30 protein-coding genes are annotated in these 19,826 nt (G+C 61.5%); 20 read left to right on the top strand and 10 right to left on the bottom strand.

Annotated features, from left to right (window positions below; all coding sequences use genetic code 11):
- Window positions 1-21 precede the first annotated feature (21 nt).
- The 5 genes from NKJ12_RS22670 (at window position 22) to NKJ12_RS22650 (ending at window position 5,604) form a co-directional block, all read left to right on the top strand.
- Entirely contained in the window at window positions 22-642 is a 621-nt protein-coding gene (locus NKJ12_RS22670; RefSeq protein WP_352687438.1) for a DUF1851 domain-containing protein, read from the top strand.
- 272 nt (window positions 643-914) lie between these two features.
- Window positions 915-1,289 (top strand): hypothetical protein, encoded by a 375-nt coding sequence (locus NKJ12_RS22665; protein ID WP_352705219.1) that lies wholly within the window; start codon window positions 915-917, stop codon window positions 1,287-1,289.
- Window positions 1,290-1,431: 142 nt separating this feature from the next.
- A complete protein-coding gene (locus tag NKJ12_RS22660) occupies window positions 1,432-4,635 on the top strand; it encodes an SGNH/GDSL hydrolase family protein (RefSeq protein WP_352705217.1) in 3,204 nt (1,067 codons plus the stop codon).
- 3 nt (window positions 4,636-4,638) lie between these two features.
- Window positions 4,639-4,857, top strand: a complete 219-nt coding sequence (locus tag NKJ12_RS22655; protein ID WP_254820489.1) for a hypothetical protein — start codon at window positions 4,639-4,641, stop codon at window positions 4,855-4,857.
- Window positions 4,858-4,890: 33 nt separating this feature from the next.
- A complete protein-coding gene (locus NKJ12_RS22650; RefSeq protein ID WP_352705215.1) occupies window positions 4,891-5,604 on the top strand; it encodes a class I SAM-dependent methyltransferase in 714 nt (237 codons plus the stop codon).
- Here the strand turns inward: NKJ12_RS22650 and NKJ12_RS22645 are convergent.
- From NKJ12_RS22645 to NKJ12_RS22620, 6 genes are all read right to left on the bottom strand, one after another.
- A complete protein-coding gene (locus tag NKJ12_RS22645) occupies window positions 5,593-6,144 on the bottom strand; it encodes an acyltransferase (protein ID WP_352705213.1) in 552 nt (183 codons plus the stop codon). The two genes, NKJ12_RS22650 and NKJ12_RS22645, sit on opposite strands and share 12 nt — an antisense overlap.
- Before the next feature lies 1 nt (window position 6,145).
- Entirely contained in the window at window positions 6,146-6,388 is a 243-nt protein-coding gene (locus NKJ12_RS22640) for a hypothetical protein (RefSeq protein ID WP_352705211.1), read from the bottom strand.
- A 256-nt stretch (window positions 6,389-6,644) separates the two neighbouring features.
- A complete protein-coding gene (locus NKJ12_RS22635; RefSeq protein ID WP_023675754.1) occupies window positions 6,645-6,818 on the bottom strand; it encodes a hypothetical protein in 174 nt (57 codons plus the stop codon).
- 167 nt (window positions 6,819-6,985) lie between these two features.
- Window positions 6,986-7,153, bottom strand: coding sequence for a hypothetical protein (locus tag NKJ12_RS22630; protein WP_352505487.1), 168 nt, complete (start codon window positions 7,151-7,153; stop codon window positions 6,986-6,988).
- Window positions 7,154-7,328: 175 nt separating this feature from the next.
- Window positions 7,329-7,478, bottom strand: coding sequence for a hypothetical protein (locus NKJ12_RS22625; RefSeq protein WP_352687443.1), 150 nt, complete (start codon window positions 7,476-7,478; stop codon window positions 7,329-7,331).
- Between the two features lie 172 nt (window positions 7,479-7,650).
- On the bottom strand, window positions 7,651-7,836 hold the full coding sequence (locus tag NKJ12_RS22620; protein WP_254820493.1) for a hypothetical protein: 186 nt from the start codon (window positions 7,834-7,836) through the stop codon (window positions 7,651-7,653).
- Between the two features lie 149 nt (window positions 7,837-7,985).
- Here NKJ12_RS22620 and NKJ12_RS22615 point away from each other — a divergent pair, with 149 nt between their 5' ends.
- The 6 genes from NKJ12_RS22615 to NKJ12_RS22590 all read left to right on the top strand — a co-directional run bounded on the left by NKJ12_RS22615 (window position 7,986) and on the right by NKJ12_RS22590 (window position 10,254).
- On the top strand, window positions 7,986-8,789 hold the full coding sequence (locus NKJ12_RS22615) for an N-acetylmuramidase family protein (protein ID WP_352687444.1): 804 nt from the start codon (window positions 7,986-7,988) through the stop codon (window positions 8,787-8,789).
- Between the two features lies 1 nt (window position 8,790).
- Window positions 8,791-9,003 (top strand): hypothetical protein, encoded by a 213-nt coding sequence (locus NKJ12_RS22610; protein ID WP_352475492.1) that lies wholly within the window; start codon window positions 8,791-8,793, stop codon window positions 9,001-9,003.
- Window positions 9,003-9,272 carry a hypothetical protein gene (locus NKJ12_RS22605; protein ID WP_352687445.1) on the top strand — a complete coding sequence of 90 codons (270 nt, stop codon included), beginning with the start codon at window positions 9,003-9,005 and terminating at the stop codon, window positions 9,270-9,272. The genes NKJ12_RS22610 and NKJ12_RS22605 overlap by 1 nt, the downstream gene beginning before the upstream one ends.
- Window positions 9,257-9,460 (top strand): hypothetical protein, encoded by a 204-nt coding sequence (locus tag NKJ12_RS22600; protein ID WP_352687447.1) that lies wholly within the window; start codon window positions 9,257-9,259, stop codon window positions 9,458-9,460. Before NKJ12_RS22605 ends, NKJ12_RS22600 begins: the two co-directional genes overlap by 16 nt.
- Window positions 9,460-9,783, top strand: a complete 324-nt coding sequence (locus NKJ12_RS22595) for a hypothetical protein (protein WP_352505661.1) — start codon at window positions 9,460-9,462, stop codon at window positions 9,781-9,783. The genes NKJ12_RS22600 and NKJ12_RS22595 overlap by 1 nt, the downstream gene beginning before the upstream one ends.
- A 171-nt stretch (window positions 9,784-9,954) precedes the next feature.
- Window positions 9,955-10,254: a hypothetical protein gene (locus NKJ12_RS22590; RefSeq protein ID WP_352475489.1), complete on the top strand. Its 300-nt coding sequence runs from the start codon at window positions 9,955-9,957 to the stop codon at window positions 10,252-10,254.
- On the opposite strand, the gene NKJ12_RS22585 is transcribed toward NKJ12_RS22590, so the two are convergent.
- On the bottom strand, window positions 10,215-10,589 hold the full coding sequence (locus tag NKJ12_RS22585; RefSeq protein WP_352705209.1) for a hypothetical protein: 375 nt from the start codon (window positions 10,587-10,589) through the stop codon (window positions 10,215-10,217). The two genes, NKJ12_RS22590 and NKJ12_RS22585, sit on opposite strands and share 40 nt — an antisense overlap.
- A 168-nt stretch (window positions 10,590-10,757) precedes the next feature.
- On the opposite strand from NKJ12_RS22585, the gene NKJ12_RS22580 reads away from it, so the two are divergent.
- The 5 genes from NKJ12_RS22580 (at window position 10,758) to NKJ12_RS22560 (ending at window position 13,566) form a co-directional block, all read left to right on the top strand.
- Complete coding sequence (locus NKJ12_RS22580) at window positions 10,758-11,054, top strand: hypothetical protein (protein WP_352705207.1); 297 nt, start codon at window positions 10,758-10,760, stop codon at window positions 11,052-11,054.
- 363 nt (window positions 11,055-11,417) lie between these two features.
- Window positions 11,418-11,723: a DUF1236 domain-containing protein gene (locus tag NKJ12_RS22575; protein ID WP_352475486.1), complete on the top strand. Its 306-nt coding sequence runs from the start codon at window positions 11,418-11,420 to the stop codon at window positions 11,721-11,723.
- Window positions 11,724-11,848: 125 nt separating this feature from the next.
- Complete coding sequence (locus NKJ12_RS22570; protein ID WP_254820502.1) at window positions 11,849-12,061, top strand: hypothetical protein; 213 nt, start codon at window positions 11,849-11,851, stop codon at window positions 12,059-12,061.
- Between the two features lie 81 nt (window positions 12,062-12,142).
- On the top strand, window positions 12,143-12,373 hold the full coding sequence (locus NKJ12_RS22565; protein ID WP_352475485.1) for a DUF2934 domain-containing protein: 231 nt from the start codon (window positions 12,143-12,145) through the stop codon (window positions 12,371-12,373).
- Between the two features lie 431 nt (window positions 12,374-12,804).
- Entirely contained in the window at window positions 12,805-13,566 is a 762-nt protein-coding gene (locus NKJ12_RS22560; protein WP_352705205.1) for a hypothetical protein, read from the top strand.
- A gap of 143 nt (window positions 13,567-13,709) precedes the next feature.
- Here the strand turns inward: NKJ12_RS22560 and NKJ12_RS22555 are convergent, their stop codons facing one another.
- On the bottom strand, window positions 13,710-14,042 hold the full coding sequence (locus tag NKJ12_RS22555) for a hypothetical protein (RefSeq protein WP_352475482.1): 333 nt from the start codon (window positions 14,040-14,042) through the stop codon (window positions 13,710-13,712).
- Window positions 14,043-14,317: 275 nt separating this feature from the next.
- Here NKJ12_RS22555 and NKJ12_RS22550 point away from each other — a divergent pair, with 275 nt between their 5' ends.
- From NKJ12_RS22550 to NKJ12_RS22540, 3 genes are all read left to right on the top strand, one after another.
- Window positions 14,318-14,572, top strand: coding sequence for a hypothetical protein (locus tag NKJ12_RS22550; RefSeq protein WP_254820505.1), 255 nt, complete (start codon window positions 14,318-14,320; stop codon window positions 14,570-14,572).
- Between the two features lie 185 nt (window positions 14,573-14,757).
- A complete protein-coding gene (locus NKJ12_RS22545) occupies window positions 14,758-16,005 on the top strand; it encodes an aconitase X (RefSeq protein ID WP_352705203.1) in 1,248 nt (415 codons plus the stop codon).
- Complete coding sequence (locus NKJ12_RS22540; RefSeq protein ID WP_352705201.1) at window positions 16,002-16,424, top strand: aconitase X swivel domain-containing protein; 423 nt, start codon at window positions 16,002-16,004, stop codon at window positions 16,422-16,424. The genes NKJ12_RS22545 and NKJ12_RS22540 overlap by 4 nt, the downstream gene beginning before the upstream one ends.
- 159 nt (window positions 16,425-16,583) lie before the next feature.
- Here the strand turns inward: NKJ12_RS22540 and NKJ12_RS22535 are convergent, their stop codons facing one another.
- Window positions 16,584-16,739, bottom strand: coding sequence for a hypothetical protein (locus NKJ12_RS22535; protein WP_352705199.1), 156 nt, complete (start codon window positions 16,737-16,739; stop codon window positions 16,584-16,586).
- A gap of 23 nt (window positions 16,740-16,762) precedes the next feature.
- Window positions 16,763-17,794, bottom strand: coding sequence for a LacI family DNA-binding transcriptional regulator (locus NKJ12_RS22530; protein WP_352705197.1), 1,032 nt, complete (start codon window positions 17,792-17,794; stop codon window positions 16,763-16,765).
- Window positions 17,795-18,165: 371 nt separating this feature from the next.
- Between NKJ12_RS22530 and NKJ12_RS22525 the strand changes: the two genes are divergently transcribed.
- Window positions 18,166-19,779 carry an extracellular solute-binding protein gene (locus NKJ12_RS22525; protein ID WP_352705195.1) on the top strand — a complete coding sequence of 538 codons (1,614 nt, stop codon included), beginning with the start codon at window positions 18,166-18,168 and terminating at the stop codon, window positions 19,777-19,779.
- Window positions 19,780-19,826 lie beyond the last annotated feature (47 nt).

The following is a 19,826-nucleotide window of genomic DNA, read 5'->3' as shown; positions in this document are numbered from 1 at the left end:
GCTGGTAGATTGGAGATCGCAATGTTCGAGACATTTCGCCAAAACTTCCCGGTGGATAGCAGGGTGCCCGCGGACACCGGCAATTTCTCCCTGGATACGAAAGTGCCTGGGTTAGCCGAGTTGCTGACCAGCTTCGGCGGTGCTTCGTTCAAGCACGGTTTGTACAGGATAATCCGGGCGCAGGACGTGGCACGTTGGAACGCACGTGTCTGCCTGGGTTTTCCGGAATTCACCGGCCGGATCACCTGCTTTGGTTATGATTGGCTGGGGACGGCGCTTGCAGTCGATAGCCAAAGGCTGGAACAAGGGGAACCTGGTGTCGTGATGTTCGAGCCGGGCATGGGCGAGGCTCTTCAGGTGCCCGCCAACATCCGGACCTTCCACGAAGTCGATGTCATCGAGGACGAAGATGCAGCATTGGCCGCCAATCTCTACTCAGATTGGCGTGAGGCCGGCGGCGCCGAGCCAGCCTTTAACCAGTGCGTCGGCTATAAGATACCGCTGTTTCTCAACGGGAAGGACGAAATCAAAAACCAGGAGCTGTCGGACCTGGAAGTCTATTGGCACATAATGGGCCAACTTATTGCGAAGGTGAAAGACCTGCCACCGGGAACACCTGTCAATATCCGAGACCTTCTCTAAAACAGGGTTTCCGCTGATCTGCCACTGGGGAACTCCCGTTCGAAGCTTGGCTAGAGGCGGTATTTGCCTCTGGTCTGAAGGGGTGCAACCCCCCGCGGTCTGTGATGCGCGCTATCGGTTTTGTGGCCGGACGGCCCGAGTAGAGCGTGCCGCAACCGGGCCAGCGGTCTGATTGTGGTCACGATGCTGGCTTATGGCCTGATAACCGCAGAGCGATCCCAGTCGGTGGTGCCTTCTGGATCGCCTCCCATTTCAGACGAAGGATTGACCTGTTGCGCACTGACTCTTTTTCGACCATGGCAAGGATCGTTTTTCTGCTCACCTTGGCCGGCGTTCTCCTGCTCGCGCTTTCGCCGGTGCGCTTCCTGCAGGAGTTGGACCTGGGCTTCACCTTCCACCACGACAAGCTCAACCACGCCGCGGCATTCGCGGTGCTGGCGGCGCTTGGAAGCCTCGGCTGGCCGGAACACAAGACGAGACTGGTCCTGCTCCTCGCCATCACCGGCGCGGCGATCGAGCTTCTTCAGGGCGCCCAACTGATCGCGCGCGATATGGATATCCTCGACTGGGTCGCCGACTGCGCCGGCATGGCCTGCGGACTGGCGGCAATGGGCGGCACAAGAAGGCTCATTGGCGGATTGCTGTAGCCCGTTGCCGCTCTCTGTCCGGAAAATCGCCGGCTGCGCCGGATAGGGCGGTGTCCGGCCGCGTAGCCTAAGTTTCCCACCGACAGCACTGAACCCCTTCCAGCCTCGCTTGTGCGGGGCTTTTTTTATGGAGCAAGCCCTCATGTCCCGACCTGCAACTGCCGCCGTTCGTCTCCTGACCGGCGAACGCGAACCCGTGCGCCTCGCGACCACGGCCGACATCCTACTGCACGGCCTGCAGGCGATCGACGGCGTGCCGGCCGAGGTCGGCGACCGCGTGCTGGTCAAGGACCAGGCCGACCCGACGCAAAATGGCATCTACACCGCGAGCGCAGGCGAATGGTTCCGCGCCGCCGATGCCCGCACTACGCGCACCCTGCAGAAGGGCACGACCGTCCACACCCAGATCGGATCGGTCAATGCCGGCCGCGTGTTCGAGTTCACGGCCGACGAGCCGGCCGTCGGCGCCGATGCCATCACCGTCGCCGCATCCGTTCCGCCCGACATCGCGGACATGGTCGATGAGGTCGAAGCGTTGCGCGATGAAACCCAGGCGCTGAAGGATGCTGCCGAAGCCAGCGCCGGCCAGGCATCCGCCAGTGCCGCCGCTTCCGCCGCGAATGCCGGACAAACCACAGCCGACCGGGCTGCGACCAATTCCGATGCCGTCGCCGCCGCGGCCGCAGTCATCAGTGCCCAGGCTGCACGCGACGCTTCGCTCTACGGCAAGGGCATTTTCCCGACGACTGCTGCGGCAATCGGCTTCGGCGTCGCCGGCAACGGTGCGATCACGCCAGGCTCGGGCGGCGCCAACGGCATGTTCGACCTGGCGTTTACCGGCGGCACCGGTTCGGGCGCTGCCGGCCGCTTCGTGGTGGCGGGCGGGGCGCTGACGCAGATACTGATCACGGCGCCGGGCTCCTACACAGTGGCGCCGACGTTCAGCTTTGCGGCGTCGGCAGGACTGGCCGGCGCCGCCGCCGCGGCGGTGCTGGGCAGGAATGTCGATGTCGGTGAGTATTTCTGGACCGAAGTTTCGACAGGTTCTTTGGGGTTGTTCAATGTTGGGGCCGGACCGGTAGCAGTTGATACGGGCGTCCGGGCGGCAACGGCGGAAATTGGCCTGATCAGCTCAAGGATCGTCGGACCCGTTCCGATCACGGGTTCCGTCGGCGGCACGGTGATTACGAACGACAGCGTCTATTTCTGGCCTGGATCGCTGTCGACGGTCGATGAATATCTGTCGACCTTGGAGCTTGGATTTGGCATCGTGCCGGGAACAGCCCACATCCTTATTGCCCACGTCGAGGGCGACGGGACGCTTAGCCTGGTTTCCGAGCAGACAATGTCCGTTCCAGCCGGCCCGTCGTCTGTTGTTTCAGGGCTTTCGATCCTGAAGCCTGCCGGCAGCGTCATGGGCGTCCAGCGCACTGGCGCTGGTAGCTGGTACTACACTGCCGGGGCAATTCCGAACGGCGAAGTCGAGTGGTTCACGGCGGCGGTTCCGGCCTCGCACACTGCCAAGACTATAGGCGCTGTAAATGGTCCGCAGTGGAAGGCGACCTTCACCGGCGAAGTCGCCGTCAAGGCGCGTGCTGCCTATACCACGGCAAACGGTCTCGTTTCCGCTGTCGGCGTTAGCCAGGAAATCGGCTGGCCGACGCTGGTCAACACGGGGTCGGACGTTCCGGGCAGCTACAGCGTCATCATGCAGACGCCAGCGCCGGCCGACGGCCATATTACAGCGGTGGACGTTGGCGCTGGCGCTGGCGCCGGCGCTGCGCTCATTCATGTAGTGGACTATCTCGGCGGGTTGGTGGTCAACATCCTAAGCACATATGCGGTGACGCTGGTCAACGGGGTCGTTCATATCCCGCTGGGTATCCCAATCCCAGCCGGCAAATATCCGGCGATCAGCGGTGGCGCCTACAAATTTCAAAACAACGTCAACCCGCAAGGCATCCCGGCATGGATCAAATCAGGCGCGCTGTCGAATGGCGCGACCGTAGCATCGTCCGCCCAGCATCGGTACGAGGTCCGCTTTACGATCAAGACCGGTCTGCTCGCCGATGCCGACCGGGCCTTGACCGGCGGCGCTAGCAATACCGGCATGAACCTGCTGGCTGGCGCCGATCCTAACGGCGTCGTCGATGCGACCGCGCTGTTTGCGTCCGCGGCGAGCGCTCATCCCAATCCCTATGTGCCGCCTGGAAATTTCGCCTTGACGGCCATTCCCGCATCTGGCGACGGTTTTTGGGGACCTGGCAAGCCGGCCGTCAACAGTAAGCGCTTCTTCATTCCGCGCCGGCCGTCGCTGCAAAATCTCTATGACGGCTTTCGCGCGACGATGGCCGAACACATCGCCAACAACGATGTGCTCTGCCTGATCGCCGATAGCATCGGCCATTGGGCGCTTGCCAGCGACGGGCCGAAACACTGGTTCAACCTGGTTACGCGTTTTGCCAATATCGGCATTGCCGACGATGAACCGGGCATGACTGCTTTGCGGCCAAGCTCTACCTACCTTCCGACTTTCTATGGCGTTACCGTCGCCGGGAGCGTGTCGACAGGGTCGCGCGGGCCGATCGGCGAGAGCATCATCCTCGCCGCCGGCGCTTCCTTGGCGTTTACCGGCACCTATGAACAGGTCGACGTCCACTACACTCAGGACGCCGCTCAGGGATCGCTTGCCTTTGTCTTCAACGGCGGCGCGGCGTACAAAACCGTCAACTGCGCCGGCGCCCTGGCGCTTGATAGGTATTCGGGGCCGTCGCTCACCGGGCAGGCGGCAAGCGGCAATTACACTCTTACGGCTGTCGGCGGTCCTGTCGAGATTACCGGGCTCATCAGGCTTGGCGTCAAGGCGGCCGGCTCGCGTCCGCGCCTGCGCACCTTGCGCGCGGCACACGGCAGCTATGCCTTCTCGTCATTCAACACCGCGCGTCTTACATCGGCCGCCGCTCAATGCGGCTACGCCGGCGGCAAGATCGTGCCCATCCTGGCGCTCGGCATCAATGACAGCTTTGGCACGCCGCCGGCCACGATATCGGCAAACATCGCAACAATCATCAACACGCTGGAAGCGGCCGCTGCACCGCGTATCCTTGTGATGCCGCCGACGCGGCCGTCAGCCGCATGGGATGCAAGCTACACGGGCGGTCGGAGCTATGATGCCGCCCTTGGCGCAATCCGTCAAACCTATCGATCGCGCAATGTGCTGACCATCCCGATCGACGGCTTCGACTACATCAATTCGGGAAACTATCAAGAGGGCTTGCATTTCAACGATGCCGGCCATGACGGCAATGCGCTGCGCTTCATCGAACAAGTCGCGGAAAGGGGATAAGCAATGGCATTCGCTATTCAGCATAAGGGCGAAATCATCACCGAGCTCGAGGAGGGCGAGGAATGGCTGGTGGTGGGCGCAATGATCATGGTCGCAAAGCCGAAGGATCCGGCACACAGCCGCGAAATCCCGGTTCCTGACGGCGACATTGAGGGTCTCGTTGAGGTCTGGGTAGGCGGCGTAGTCGACGCTGGACGCCATTCGCAGGCAATGGCAGGATGAGGTCGGCGGGGGCTATCCTTGTAGGATTGTCTCATGGCGCATGCCGGCAGCATCATCGACATCTATGACGACTATTACGCCGATGGAAAAGTAGCCGCAAAACGGGACATAGCTTCAAACCAGTCGGTCGGGCACATCGAAGCGGTCATTCAAGGCCAATTCTTCGACAGGATTCTTGACATCGGGGCGGGCGAAGGTGCGGTGCTGGATAAGCTGAACAGGAAGGGGCTCGGTAAGAAGCTTGGCGCCGTCGAGATTTCGAAGAGCGGCGTCGAGGCCATCAAGGCAAGAAAAATCGCCAAACTGGACAGCATCGACGTATTCGACGGCTATCACATCCCTCATCCCGACAAGTCGTTCGATCTCGGGCTTGCCATTCACGTCGTCGAACACGTCGAGCACGAACGGATGTTTCTGAGGGAGGCAGCTCGGGTCTGCAAGAAGCTCTATATTGAAGTGCCTTTGGAGCATACGCGAGATCTCAGCAAGGCCATTCGAATGTCAGGGCCGTATGGGCATATCAACTTTTACACGACCCAAACGTTTGAAAACCTTCTCAAAACGTCCGGGCTAAAGGTAGAACGGCTAAAGGTTTTTGCGCACGACCTCGCCTATGAACAGCATTTGGCTGGCGAAAAAAAAGGATGGGTAAAACACAGACTGCGGACCGAATTTCTAAGGTTTGCACCCAAGACGGCGATGCGCAGCATGGCCTACATGGCCGGAGCTCTGTGCTCAAGTCAATGATCTAGCAGCAGCGCCGCCGATTTGCTTTGCAGGATTACCGCCGACCATACTAAAGGGCGGCACGTCTTTCGTGACGACAGACCCCGCACCAACGACCGATCCCTTGCCGATCGTTACGCCCTTGAGAATAATGACGTTGAAGCCGATAAAGACGCTGTCTTCAATCTTCACTGGCGCAATGGTGATCTTTGACCAGTCCTTTTTTCCCTGATGCCAGTCGGCGACATCTTCCTTGCGGTCTTGCCAACCCGTCGCGTGTGAGTTGTGATCGACGACTGTGGTACCCCAACTAATGATCACGTCATCTCCGATTTCGATCTTCTCAGCCGCCACGAGGTGGCTCTTGCCGATATAGGATCTTTTTCCAACGGTGATCTTTGCATCGGCGCGATCGAAGGAAAAGACGCCGTTGATGATGCATTCTTCGCCGATCGCATGCTTGCCTCGCCGCAAACTGCGGACGCTCCGCAAACTTAGCTTCGTTTCGGGGCCGGAGTTGATGCCGGCTAGGCGGTAGAGGAATGGTGGAACGAATGGCATATCAGTTGCGGCCGAAGCGCGACTTTCGCACCCTCTCTGCGAAAAGCTGCGATCGCTCGAAGAAATGCTTCCAATGTTGGTGTTCAGATACCCCTTCGAAGAATGTCCGCGCCGCGTCTTCGAGGTCCGAATCAATATCTTCGAGGTCCGAATCAATAATTGCACGTCGGATTGGTGGCTCGTCGGCTAACTGAGCCGACAACCGAAATTGGCTGTTCGCAATAGACAGGTCAGCCTCCATCATCCATGCGTCTCTTTACGACCTAGCTATTGCGACAAGCGGCGGCGGTTTGCAAGCTTGCAACCACCCGCGCCCGCCAGTCTGGACGCCGTTTGAAAATCGCCGAAAAGACGTCGGAAGAATTGCTCTGCGAGGGCCGCTCGGGATGCTGTGCGCACAACAATGGCACAGCCGGCCGACCAAAAATTCCTACAGCTGGAGTTGTATTTCGGAATTGTCAGGGTTTATCGCTGACGCGGACCCGTCGCCGGCGGAGCCGCTACCGTCTGCTGTCCTGCGGCTTCTGGTGAGGTTCCTGGCTTTTCGACCACCAGACAAAATAAAGCGAACCCATCTTCATCACAGGCACGCGGCGGTCGCGTTCCCGGGCTCGCAACTCACGATAGGTCTTCATCTTCAGAGTGCCGCCAGGCAACCTGATACGCACCGCCATCGGTCCAACTCCCGTTGTGCAACGCAGCAATTTTCGTGCAATGCGGTAAGTAGAGACCTTCCGTCACGGAAGAGTCAACAGCAGCCTCATCAACTTATCTTGCGAGCTCGCCTGCGGCGGCTGAGCGGGCTTCCCAGGCGCATGCCAGGTCGGAAGAATTGGGACGTTCACCGTGGCGACTGGTCGTCAATGAGTCGCTGGCGGTTCGACCACCAGGTGAAATAAACCCGGCCGATCTTGACGACAGGTATGCGGCGGGCGCGTTCGCGATCGCGCAATTCGCGGTACACTTTCACCTTCAGCGTGCCGCCTAGCATTCTGATACGTACTGCCATCGGCCCCCGCCTGATTGTGCAATGCAGCATCAAAACCTTCCGTGGCGGAAGAGTCAACGCTGTCCGCTGACTTTTTCTGGGATTTGTCGAGCGGTCTCGGAAGTTTGGCGCGCACGGCGGTTCCTGATCCGGCACCGAGGCATCAGTGCCGGGTCGGGATCGTCGGGTGCCCGGGCTATTTCCTGGGCGAGGACTTGTTGGACGACGATGGGCGATCGAACATGCCGCTCGGCCACCAGATGACGAAATAATTGCCGACCTGCCAAACCGGCACCTCGCGCTTCTGCTCGCGCCGCCGCAGCTCGTCCCTTTTCTTGATCTTCAAAGTCCCGCCTGGAAGCCTGATTCTTATCGTCACGTGTCCTCCCGTACCCGCTACAGGTACGAACGATAGACGGGAACAGTTTCATCCCGGCTAAGCAATTTCATCCAGGTCGAGCAATTTCGGGCGCGGTGGACGCAGGAACCGGGCCGGAGCGAGATCGCCGGAACCGGCTTCATTTGAAGAAATCCGCAATGCCGTTGATGGCCAGCACCGCGTAGACGATCGGTCCGGCGATAAACGCACAATAGAGGCAGAGGATCGCCGCCAGCACCAGCAGCAGCGGCTTGTCGCGACCGACGGCGCGGAGTTCGGACTTCACCGTCCAGCGCGCCGCAGCGGTTTGTTCATCATCAGACATGTGCACCATCCCGCGGCCATTTCACATGACGGGTCGAAAACATCAACCTTGCTTGCCACATCGGCGCGCGCTGCCGCCCAATTCTGCTCTGCCGCCACGCACTGCTGTTTAACCTCAAAACCCTGCCCGCAAGGGCGGAAAGGAAACCTATGGACCTTTTGTTCAAGGCCGCCGCCAGGCGCCTCGATGATACAGACTTGCCGAAACTCGGCGCCCGGATCGGCGTCGGCGAGGACGAGATGCACGCGTTCCTCGATGTTGAAACGAGCGGGCACGGCTTCGACGCCCTTGGCCGGCCGGTCATCCTGTTCGAGCCGCACGTCTTCTACCGCAACCTGTCGGGTGCCAAGCGTGCAAGAGCGGTAGCCGCTGGCCTCGCCTATCCGAAGTGGGGCGAGAAGCCCTATCCCAGGGATAGCTACCCGCGGCTCAAGGCAGCTTGTGCGATCGACGAAACCGCGGCGCTCAAATCCGCGTCATGGGGTCTTGGCCAGGTTCTCGGCGAAAACCACGCCGCCGCCGGGTTTGCGACAGTGCAGGCCATGGTGGAAGCCATGATGGCCGACGAGGAAGCCCAGCTTGAGGCCGCGATCAACTTCATCAAGACGAACAAGCTCGACGACAATCTGCGCAACCATGACTGGGCGGGATTCGCCAAGGGCTACAACGGCGCCGGCTATCGCAAGAACGCCTACGATACCAGGCTTGCCGAGGCTTATCGCAAATGGTCGCGCATCAAGGACGCGCCTTGCCCGTCTGCCGGCCCGGTGTCGTCGGCGGTCGTCCCTGCAGCTCCGCCAGAGCCAGCGAGCCCAATTCCCGTTCCACAAGCGGCCGCCACGCTCGCGCCTCCTGGGCCTCCTGTGCCTGCCGCCAAGCCCGGCTTCTGGGCAGCGCTGATCGCCACCATCCTCAAATCATCAGCAATCCTCAAACTATTCGGAAGGAAATGACATGTGGACCCGGATCAAGAGCTTCTTCCGCGACAGCGAAACAATATTCTGGGCGCGGCTTCAGGCGGCTATCGGCATCATCGCGAGCATCGTCACCTATGTCGACCCTCAGGTTCTTTCGCCGGTCATCCCAGGGGAATGGTTCCCCTGGTTTCTTGTGATCAACGGCGTCTTGACCGAGTTCCTGCGCCGCCGCCGCGCCGAGGATTTGTGATGGCCGCGCTCCTCGCCATTCTCAGCGCCATCATCGGCAACAAGGTCGTCATGACGGTATTCGCTGCTGTGGCCGGCGGCATAGGCCTTTACATTGCCGGCGGCATCAACCGGGCGAAGAAGGAGGCGGTCAAACAGGCCGAGGCAAAAATCGCGGCCGCCGAGGACCGCCTCGAAATGAACCGCGAGGCTTCCGCCGAAGGGCGGAAGGCCGCCGGCATGACCGATGCGGCAGCAAGAGCGGAGGCTGAGAAATGGGCAAGGCGCTGATCCTCTGCCTGGTGCTGGCCGGCTGCACGACAACCGCGCCGACCGGCAATCCGCGGCAAGTCTGGTGCGACCAAAGTCAGCCACGCCGGCCATCCGCCCCGGTCGTCGCCGCCATGACCCGGCCCGAGCTCGACGAGATGAACGCCTTCAACGGGCAGGGCGCCAGATGGTGCGGGTGGACGCCATGATGCATGAGCTGCTCGACGTTCTGGGCATCAAGGCGCCGGTATTGGTCGCCGGCCTGTCCGGCGGCATTTTGCGGGCCTTGTCACGTCACCGCTACAAGGTCCGCGAAATGGTGGCCTCGCCGATCTGCGGCGCGCTGGCGGCGGCCTATCTGACGCTGCCGGTCGTGCATTATTTCCGCGCCGCCGGCCTGCCCTTTCCCTCGCCGGACGACGACACCACGACGCTGGCCGCGGCCTTTCTGATTGGCGTATCGGCGATGTGGATCTCGGATATCGTCTTCGAAATGATCGTGCGCCGGTTCGGGCCGGTGAAGGAGGAGTAAGCCGCCCAAGCCTGACTAAGAGTGACGTTCAGTTGAAGCCCGCCGCGCCGAAAGGTGCGGCGGGCTTTTGCATTTTTCCTGGCAATCTGTACGATCTTTTCTTTGCGAGGGTGGCTCGATCCGGCGCTTGCGAAACCAAGATGCGCGTTAGGCTTCACGGGAGATGGTCTCATGCTTGGCAGAGTCCTGACACAAGCGGCAGTCCTTACAGCCGGGGCGCTTCTGTTTGCCGCAACGGCCGACGCCCGGCCGGACAGCCGCGCGATGACATGCGAACAGACGCAGCTTCTGATCCAGAGGCATCGCTCGGTGGTGCTGACCACCGGCCAGAACACCTACGACCGTTACGTCCGCCAATTCGGCAATGAATGCGACTGGCCGCAAGTGCCGCGCGCCGCGTATATCAAGACGCGTGACGGTCAATGTCTGGTCTATCGCTGCCAGGAGCCGGTCTTCGACCTCCCGAATTGAAAGCAGGGGCTCATCCGACCGTCTACCCGGACAGCGAGCGCAGTGCGAAAGGCAATCACCCATTCCTCGTCGAAAGGACCACCTTCGCGTGCGAGATCGCGTGAAATAACGCGTTCCTCCGTATCGTCCGGCAAGGCCTCGTCGCTGTCCTGGTAGGCGTTGTCGTCGTCCTCCTCCGGCAATTCGCCGTCTTTCTCGACGTCGTAACGGATGTCGCCGTTTTGCGGCACGCCGTCTGGGAGAATTTTCCCGCTCCGGATGGCATCCCAGTCCTGCTGCTGGATGGTCGGGCTCTCTGTCTCGTCGTCGGTTCGTTCTTTCCTGCGCGGTTCCATCGCTGGTTCTCCATAATGTCGGCAGCCCTGAACTGGCTCAGTGGTTGAACTCATAAGTCTGGCGGCCGGTTCCGGGCCGCTGCGGTCCGGGCGCATTGCCGCACGACGGAACCAATCGCGCCTGCCCGCCTTCACATTCAGAAGATACTGGCGCGAAAGGAGCTCGACATGAGACCGCTCATTTTCTTGCCGTATATGCTAGGTGCGATGGTGCTGGCGGCGCCGGCGGCCGCGCAGCCGGGCGAACAGGCGCAATCCGACCGCTGCAAGGTCGAGCCGCAGGATCAGAAGAACCAGCAGCAGAAGCCGGCCGGCAGCAATTTGTCCGACACGCTCGAGCCATGCGGTGGGGTCCTGAAGCCGCCGCCAACGGGCGATCAGGGCATGGCGGCGCCACCGCCGAATGAGGGCAAGACCCCGGTGCTCAAGCCTGGCGAGGTGCCGCCACAACCGCCCAAGCAGTAGCCGCTTCATTTGCTGCCACAGGGGCTTGCCCATGGGTGGTAACGCCGCGCTTTACCGGCAGGTTTGTTGCCCTCCCTTAGGAACATTAGCTTGTCCTAAACGTTGTTTCAGGCGCAGCCGATATCACCCCCTCCGGTGTCGCTGCTGATCGGGAAACCGATCGGCCCGCGTCTTGCGACGCGGGCCACCGTAGCTCATTCGCAGTTCATTCGCCGCACCGCGCGGGCACTTCACCGCCATTCGATTAGCCGCCACTTACGGAACAACAAGGTGGCGTGGGCGTTTGCCTAGAGGGTTCGCCGCTTCGACCGGAATGCCGCGTCGCAACTTTAAGGGCGAGGCCCGTAACAACAGGAGTAGACGATGAAAATCCACCTTGTTCCTGCTGCGGCGGGATTGGTGTTGCTCGCCGGCGTCGGCGTGGCCACCGCGGACCAGGTGATTGTCACGCCCGAACAGCAGACGGTCATCCGCGAATACGTCCATAAGCACCCGTTGGCGTCGATCAATCTTCTGGGCGTGGAGCTCAATATCGGTTCCACGGTGCCAGATACGGTCGAGCTGCAACCGATCGATGTTCCCGACGTGAAGTACAGATACGTTGTCGTCGGCAATCGCACCGTGCTCGTCGACCCAGGCACCCGCAAGATCGTGCACGTCATCGAGTGATCGGCGCTCCCAAACCGCGAACCGGATTTGGAAAGGTCACGGTTTAAATTACCGAATAAGAGCTCCATCCCGAGCGATCGGGATGGAGCCGCTGTCGTCGCGAAACAAGGAAAGGAGCCATTCCCATGCTGCCGCATGTCGAGCGGGCTAACGTGGCCGCCGCCGTCGACAAACTGCTTGCTGAACGAGGCGATGGGCTGCTGTCGATGAAGGCGGCGATTGCACTGTTGCGCGAACGCACCGGAACCGAGCGCTCGGACGCCGACCTTGAAGGGCTGATCATCAAGAAGGCGGCGCTCCTCGGCGTCGCCGTCCTGTGTGACAGAGAGGTTCAATGACGGTGTTGCCTGGGGCTCAAGACGCCGGTCGAAATTTCAGCTAGAACAAAGTTGCTTACGCATGAACCGACGGAGGCAACGGTGAGGGACAGACAGGAACGGATTCGCCAGCGTGCACACGCGATCTGGGAACAGGCAGGCAGGCCCGACGGGGCGCATCAGCAGCATTGGGATCAGGCTACCGCCGAAATCGACGCAGAAATCGCCACGAAAGAGACCGCCAGCCGGCCGAAGTCGAAAGCCCGTCAGCCTAAGCCGGCGCCGGCCGCCAAGGACGGAACCAAACCCAAGGCGCGACCACGCAAAGCGTGAACTCGCGCGGATTTGATTCCAACGCTGGATCTCGCGATTCGGCGCTCTGTACTTTCGTCCGCGGTCGGCAGCAGAGACAGTCCAGACCGGTCAAAAATGACGCAGCACGGTGAAGCAAACCCGCGCAGCGCGGATCTTCTTCCATTGCCAAGGGGTCGGTTTGATGTTGTGGTTTGCAGATTAGGAATTCGCCTTTTCGGCCGCCGACCCGTTGCGACGTTCGTCTGTTGCGGCGCCCACCAGCTGACTCTCGCATCGCTTCAAACTTTCGGAAAATTTCAATACAAATTTCACGCGGCTGTTCTTTGAAAATACACCATGGGACCAGCAAGTTGATCGGCAAAGAAACCGATCTTCTTCCTTGCACTTAGGGCGTAATGCAACCGGCGAGTTCGCGGGTTGCTCAGCGAAACTACAGCAGGGAGAATGTTATGACCATCAACATCAAAACAATCACCGGTGCAGTGGCAGGCAGCGTAGCGCTTTTCATGCTCTCGATGCCCGTGAATGCCGCGAACGGAATTGCCGTTGGTGTTGGAACATCCATCGGCGGCAACGGCGGCATCAATGCCGGCCTCGGCGCGACGGTTGGCGGTCGCGGCGGCATCAACGCCGGTGCCGGCGCAACGGTTGGCGGCAGCGGCGGCATCAAGGCAGGCTTCGGCGCGACGGTTGGCGGCCGCCAGGGCATCAACGCTGGTGCCGGCGCAACGGTTGGCGGCAGCGGCGGCATCAAGGCCGGCCTCGGTGCGTCGCTGGGCGGCAGCGGCATTAACACCGGTGCCGGTGCTACGGTTGGCGGTTCCAGGGACATCGCCGCGGGCGCCGGCGCGTCGGTCGGGGGCAGAAGCGGCATCAACGCTGGTGCCGGCGCAACGGTTGGCGGTTCGAGCGGCATTGCCGCCGGCGCGGGGGTAGGTATCGGCAGCGGCGTTGGGGCTGGCGCGGGCGTCAGGGTCGGCAGCGGCATCAATGTCGGCGCCGGTGTCGGGATCGGTGGTACCAATCCGAGCAATCCGTCCAACCCGGGCAGCCCGTCCAATCCCAGCAATCCCAGCTTACCCCGGGTCGTCGCAGACATGTCGAGCGACAAGTTGGCCAGGATGAAGAAGCGCTGCGTCGAAGTGCTGAGTAGCGAAGGCACTTTCGATAGCGATCTGCGCCAATTGTGCCTGCTTATCGCGCGCCGCTAAGGCGAATACATCGGAATGAAATGTCGGACGGGCCGAGAGGCCTTCGTCCACCAGACCTCCAGCCGTCCAAAGCCCGCCATTGCGGCGGGCTTTTTTGCCGAGCACGTGGCGGCAGCATGGCTGGGCTCACAAGAGCACGCGCTTCAATGTGTTTGACGGCCAAGATCCGGCGAAACGGCCACCCCGCCTTCCAGGGCGTCCCAGCCCAATGCGGGGCTGCTTTGCATCAGCTGAGTGCACGCAAACTCCGCCAGATCGGCTTCCGCGAAGCCGTCGAACTCGATAGCTGCGCCTTGGAGCTGGGCTGCCTGCATGACGAGCCATTCGATGTCTTCGCGCGCAATATTCTCGGCGAGGTTTTGCAGTCGCACGGCTTCGGCGACAGCAGTCAGATTGATGGCAATCCCGGACCGCAATGTAGCTCGAACTCGGGAACCGACGTCTTCGTGCAGGCGAACCGAAAATCCGTAGCGCATGGAAAACCTTCCTTTCAGGAGCGGTTTGTCCCTCGTGTTCTACCATGCGCCCAGGGCTCGTGATTGGCAAGCGAGGACCCTTGAAAAATCGCTTCGTCTCAAATAGTTAGCGTATTTTGTTGATTGCCCATTTGATGCTTGATCCGCTTCATCGGACTTCTGCATGAGTCACACATCTGAAGGTCTTGACGTACTCTGCTCACGTACCTAATTCTACACAAAATCAGGAACATACTAACTCAGCTGCGTTTAGGCTGGTATGACTGGAGGCCGAGATGTCCGAACTGGAACGCCCGGAACGACTGCAGATCATGCTGACTGTCGATGAACTGGCGGCGTTGGAGAACTGGCGCTTCGAAAAGCACATGCCGAGCCGGTCGGCCGCGGTACGTGAGCTTTTGAGGCGAGGTCTCACAGCCGATGGTTTCCTGACGGCGGCGCATGGGACCAAGTCGCGCGACTTCGGCATCCTGCCGCATTCTGCAGATGGCGACCGCAGCACGGCCGACGGACCGTCCCAGAAGGAATAGCGCCGTTTCCGCCGTGGATCGCCCGCTCTCCGACCGTGCTTCGCGTCTCTCTCGCTTTGCGATGAGCTGTGAACGTCTGGTCTGCTGATCGCCGCGAAGTAGAAGAGATCCGAAGCTCTGTCTTGCCAGACGCTCCGCAATCAGGGAGTGCTTGATCGGCATAGTGCGGGCTCGGGAATTTGCCGATGACGCTGGAATTGACGGCCGGCGACCAGTCGATGCTGCATGGCGAGCAAGGCTCGGCAGCGGCTGCCGCCATGAAGATCCTGGTCGCCTTCGCGAAGGCGGTCGGCGCGCGCAAGTTGTTGAATATTGCCGGTGCCCATATCGACGGCTGCCTCTATCACGGCCAGGCTAGCCTCGATTTCGTCGAAAGGCTGATCGAGGGCGGCGGCCGCGTTCGGGTGCCGACGACGCTGAATGTCGGTTCGTTCGACCTCATCCATCCCGGACTGGTGAAGATGCCGATGTCGCAAGAAGCGCCGGCGCGTCGCTTGATGATGGCGCATCTGGACCTCGGCTGCCAGGCGACCTTTACCTGCGCACCCTATCAGACTCGATTCCGGCCAAGGTTCGGCGAGCAGATCGCCTGGGGTGAGTCCAACGCCATCGTCTTTGCCAATTCGGTGATCGGGGCGCGAACCAACCGTTATGGCGATTTCATCGATTTATGCTGCGCAATGACCGGACGCGCGCCGGCCTGGGGGCTGCATCTGAGTGAAAATCGACGAGGCCAGATCCTGTTCGAGCTGACTGGCGGTTTCGAGCCCAGCGACGCCCTGTTCGTGGGTGTCGGACTACTTGTCGGGCAAAAGAGCGGCGACCGCATTCCTGCCATATCAGGCCTGCCGCAGCCGCGCGACGAGGACCAACTGAAGGCGCTGGGGGCGGCGGCGGCAACGACGGGCGCTGTGGCGCTGTTTCATGCGGTCGGCATTACGCCGGAGGCGACGACGCTGGATGAGGCGTTGCACGGCCTGGTGCCGGAGGAAAAAATCCGGATCTCTCGCGCTGATATCCGCCATGCGCTGGCCAGGCTGTCGAGCGTCCCCGACGGCGTGCAGCTTGCAGCCGTGTCGTTAGGCACGCCGCATTTCTCCCATGAAGAGTGGATGCGCCTGTTGCCGCTGCTGCGCGAAGTTGCGCCGGGCAGGGGCGTCCCGATCTATGTCAACACAGGGCGTGCCACGCTGACGCGACTGCAGGACGAAGGCACACTGACCGGCATGGAAGCCTTCGGCCTTGTCCCGGTCACCGACACATGCACCTATGTCACATCGATCCTCGAGCGTCTCGACGGCGTGGTGATGACCAATTCGGGCAAATGGGCGCATTACGCACCTGGCAACATCGGTGTCTCGGTGGCCTTCGGCGACATGGAAGACTGCGTCCGCTCGGCCGCGGCCGGCCGCGTCGTGCGAGGCGCGCCATGAAGGCGCCGGCCAGAACCGGTACATTCCACCTTGCCGGCTCCGCACAAGGCCCGGCGCTGGTGCTTTCGCAGGCGCTCAGCTTCTGGGGCGGGATCGACGTCGAAACGGGCGACATCATCGACCATTCGCATCCGGACCTGGGCGGCAATATCGCCGGCAGGATCCTGGTGATGCCGAGCGGGCTGGGGTCGTCGTCCTCGTCTTCGGTTCTGGCCGAAGCGATCCGCAGAGGAACGGCGCCGGCCGGTATTATCCTGGAGCGGCCGGACCCGATCCTTGCCGTCGGCGCCATCGTTGCCGAATTCCTCTACGAAATCAGCATGCCGCTGGTCGTCTGCGACATATCAGGCATTGCCTCCGGCGACCGGATCGCCATCGGTCTGGGCGAAGATGCGCAAGCGATGGTGAGCAAGCTCTAGCCGGCCATCGTCCCGCCGCGCCCCGCCGCCAGGTCGACGCTGAAATCGAGATTGGCGTGGCCGTTGATGCGCCAGTTGGCAAAAACGTTGACCAGATCGAAGCCGTCATCGACGAGCGCCGGTTCGTCCGGTTTGCTGCGGTTGGTGCGCGTGATCTTGCTAACGCTGAGATATTGCGCGCCAACGGTAAGCTGGTCTTCCAGTATCCTGAAGCCGACCGTCGCCGAAGCGGTCGAGCGGCGTGTTGTTCAGCGGCTGGCTGGAATAGACGACGCTGACGATCTTGGCGTCGATGAGCGCGCCGGCAAGATTCACAAAACCCAGCCATTCACCTGGGTTCAGATCTCCGGGATGCTCTCCCTGAAGATCACTTGCAGCCTCGGCTGGTGCAGTTCGTAAGGCAATCCCCTGACCGCGTGGGTCAAGGTGTTGAGCGCCTCGCGGGCCTCGACGCGCGGGTTCTGGTCGATGACCGCGTCGAGCGTGCCGTCGAGCAGAAGCTCCTTGGTGCCTTCCGTCACCTCATGGCCGAGAAAGACCGTCGACAGCGCGCGCCCACGTTCCTTCAGCGCGCGGGCGATGCCGGTGTTGCCAGCGCCGACATTGTAGATGGCGGCCAGGTCCGGGTGCCGGTCCAGCAGGGCGGAGGCCTCAGAGTAGGCTTTTTCCCGGTCGTCGAGCATTTCGCGCATCTCGACGATCTGCAGATTGGGCGATTCTTCCGTCAGTATGTGGCGGAAGCCCATCTCGCGCTCTTCGTGGCCGCGGTAGGAGAGCGAACCGGCGAACAGCGCGACCTTGCCCGGACGCCCTGCGCCCATGAAGCGGTTGAGCAGGTAGCCGGCGAGCCGGCCGGCGGCGCGGTTGTCGATGCCGATATAGGCAACCCTCGGCACATGCAGGATGTCGGAAGCGAGGGTGACCACCTTGACGCCGCTGGCCGAAAGCGAGCGGATCGCCTCGCGCACCGTCGGATGGTCGAGCGCGATCACACCGACGCCTTGCGTCTGCCCGTGCAGTTCCTGCAGCAGACGGGCGAGCCGATCCGGATTGAAGCCTTCGATAGTGGCGACGCGGACGTCGAGGTCAGGCCGCGACTGCGCCTGCGCCTCGATCTGGCGGTGCAGCATCTTGATGAAGGAATTGGTGCCGGCGGGCAGGGCGAAATCGAGCCGTATGACCTCACCGCGCAGCGCGTTGAGCGAGCTCGGACTGTTTGAATTTTCAGCGATATAGCCAAGCCGCTGTGCCGTTTCGAGCACGACCTCGCGAGTGCGCGCCCTGACCCCGGCGCGGTTGTTGAGCACACGGTCGACCGTGGCGGCGGAAACGCCAGCTTCCCGGGCTATGTCTGTCAGGGTGGACCGCACTGTCGATCACCTCATTCCAAAATGTGCCAAAGGCGCATCGAGATTACGCATTTCATAGGTCCGATGTCGGAGAGCGGCCTCATCGCCGCTCGCGATTCTGATGGGAAATGATGTAACCGGCCTTGGCCGATCCGCAAGCCGCTGCGCTAGACCAAATTCCGAAGCGGACCAAAGCTGCGAGGTGGGCAGCCTGGTTCCCTCAAATTCAAGCACCGGCTTCAGTGCGAGAGCCTCGATAAACGCCATTTTTCCCGTCCCTTGAGATATTATGATGTGTCTTGATTATTTATGATGTTGACAGCGTTCGTGTAGTGCCGTCAATATCCATCATAAGGGCCGTGGAGGAACAAGGCCCTGAGGGAGGAGTTCCAATGTCGAATTTGATCCGCGTGTCGCGGCGCCGTTTGCTGGCGTCCGGTGGAAAGGCGGCAGTCCTTGTTGCCGCCGCAGGTATCGCGCCGAAATTCATTCGCCCAAGCCGTGCCTATGCGGCCGATGCCCTGGCGCCCGGCATGATCGGTGGCCCGACGGGATTCGACGGCTCGGAGCGCTATCAGTATGGCGCCGACACACCCGAGGGCCGCGCCATCGAGGCAGCCAAGGCGATGAAGGGCGCCGGCAAGGCGCCGACAAAGATCGTGCTCGGCCTGTCCGACGGTTCGATCGGCCAGCTGACGCAGCCGTTTCCGGCGGGCGCGCCGTCGATCAAGGATTTATGGGAGAAGGAAACCGGTATTCCGCTCGAGATCGTCGGTGTGCCCAACGGCCAGGAATTCACCAAGACGATGCAGGACATCTCCACCAAGGGTGGAGCCTACGACATCTACGCGGTCGAATGGAACCGTCTTGGCGACCTCGCCGAAACCGGCGGCATCCTCAAGCTCGACGACTTCGTTGCACAATATAAGCCGGAATGGGACGATCCCGAGCGTGGCTACGTCAACGGCGGCAAGGGCGTGTCGCTGCTCAACCAGTATCGCGGCTCGACCTACGGCGTGTCGCTGGATGGCGATTTCCAGACCTGGGTCTACCGCACCGATCTGTTCGGCGACGCAGCCGAGAAGAAGGCCTTCTCCGACAAATACGGGTATGAACTGGCGGCGCCGAAGACGTGGAAGCAGCATGACGAGATCGCAGCCTTCTTCCAGCGCCCGGACAAGGGCCTGTTCGGCTCGACCGATCTGCGCAACCAGGGCTGGGGCTATACCAATTGGTATCAGCGTTATGTCTCAATGGCTTCGCCCAATCAGTTCTTGTTCGACGATGCCGGCAAGCCGCTGATCAATTCGGAGCAAGGTATCGCGGCGACCAGCGAGTACATTGCGTCGCTCTCGCATCATTCGCCGGATGCGATCTCCTGGGGTTGGCCGGAGCAGTACGGCAATTTCGCCAAGGGCGGTGCGGCCATGACCTGTGCCTTCTCCAACCTGCCGAAATTTCTCGACAATGCCGGCAACAAGGATTCAGCTGTCACTGGAAAGATCGGCTCCATGCTGCCGCCCGGCCGCGAGATCGACGGAAAACTGGTCAGCCGTTCGGTGCTGTGGCTTAACCTGTCGGCGTCGGTTTCCTCGCAAGCCAAGAACCCGGAAGCCTGCTACCTGTTCCTGCAATGGCTGGGTTCAAGCCGCATCTACGCCTGGATGACCGCCAATCCGGGCGGCTATTTCGATCCGTTCCGGCTGTCGGATTTCTCCGATCCGCTGGTTCGCCAGACCTATCACGCCTACCACATGGACGTGGTGCGCGAGACGGTCGCCCGCACCGTGCCCACCATCAACTATCCCGGCGCCACCGCCTTCCACAACGCGCTGGACGAGAACCTCGTCGCCGCGTTGACCAAGGCCAAGACAGCCGAGCAGGCGATGGCCGACACCGAGGCCGAGTGGAAGAAGATTGCCCGCCGGACCGGCGAGGAGAAGCTTCTCGAGGCCATCAAGACCAACAAGGAGGCCTGGCCGACCGTCCTCGATCCGATCGCCTGATCCTCGCAGGATCTTACCAAGGAGGGGAGGAGCGGCCGCTCTTCCCC

Source organism: Mesorhizobium sp. M0195 (genome assembly GCF_040322115.1).
GTDB lineage: Bacteria > Pseudomonadota > Alphaproteobacteria > Rhizobiales > Rhizobiaceae > Mesorhizobium.
This window is presented reverse-complemented; position numbering and strand designations above follow the sequence as displayed.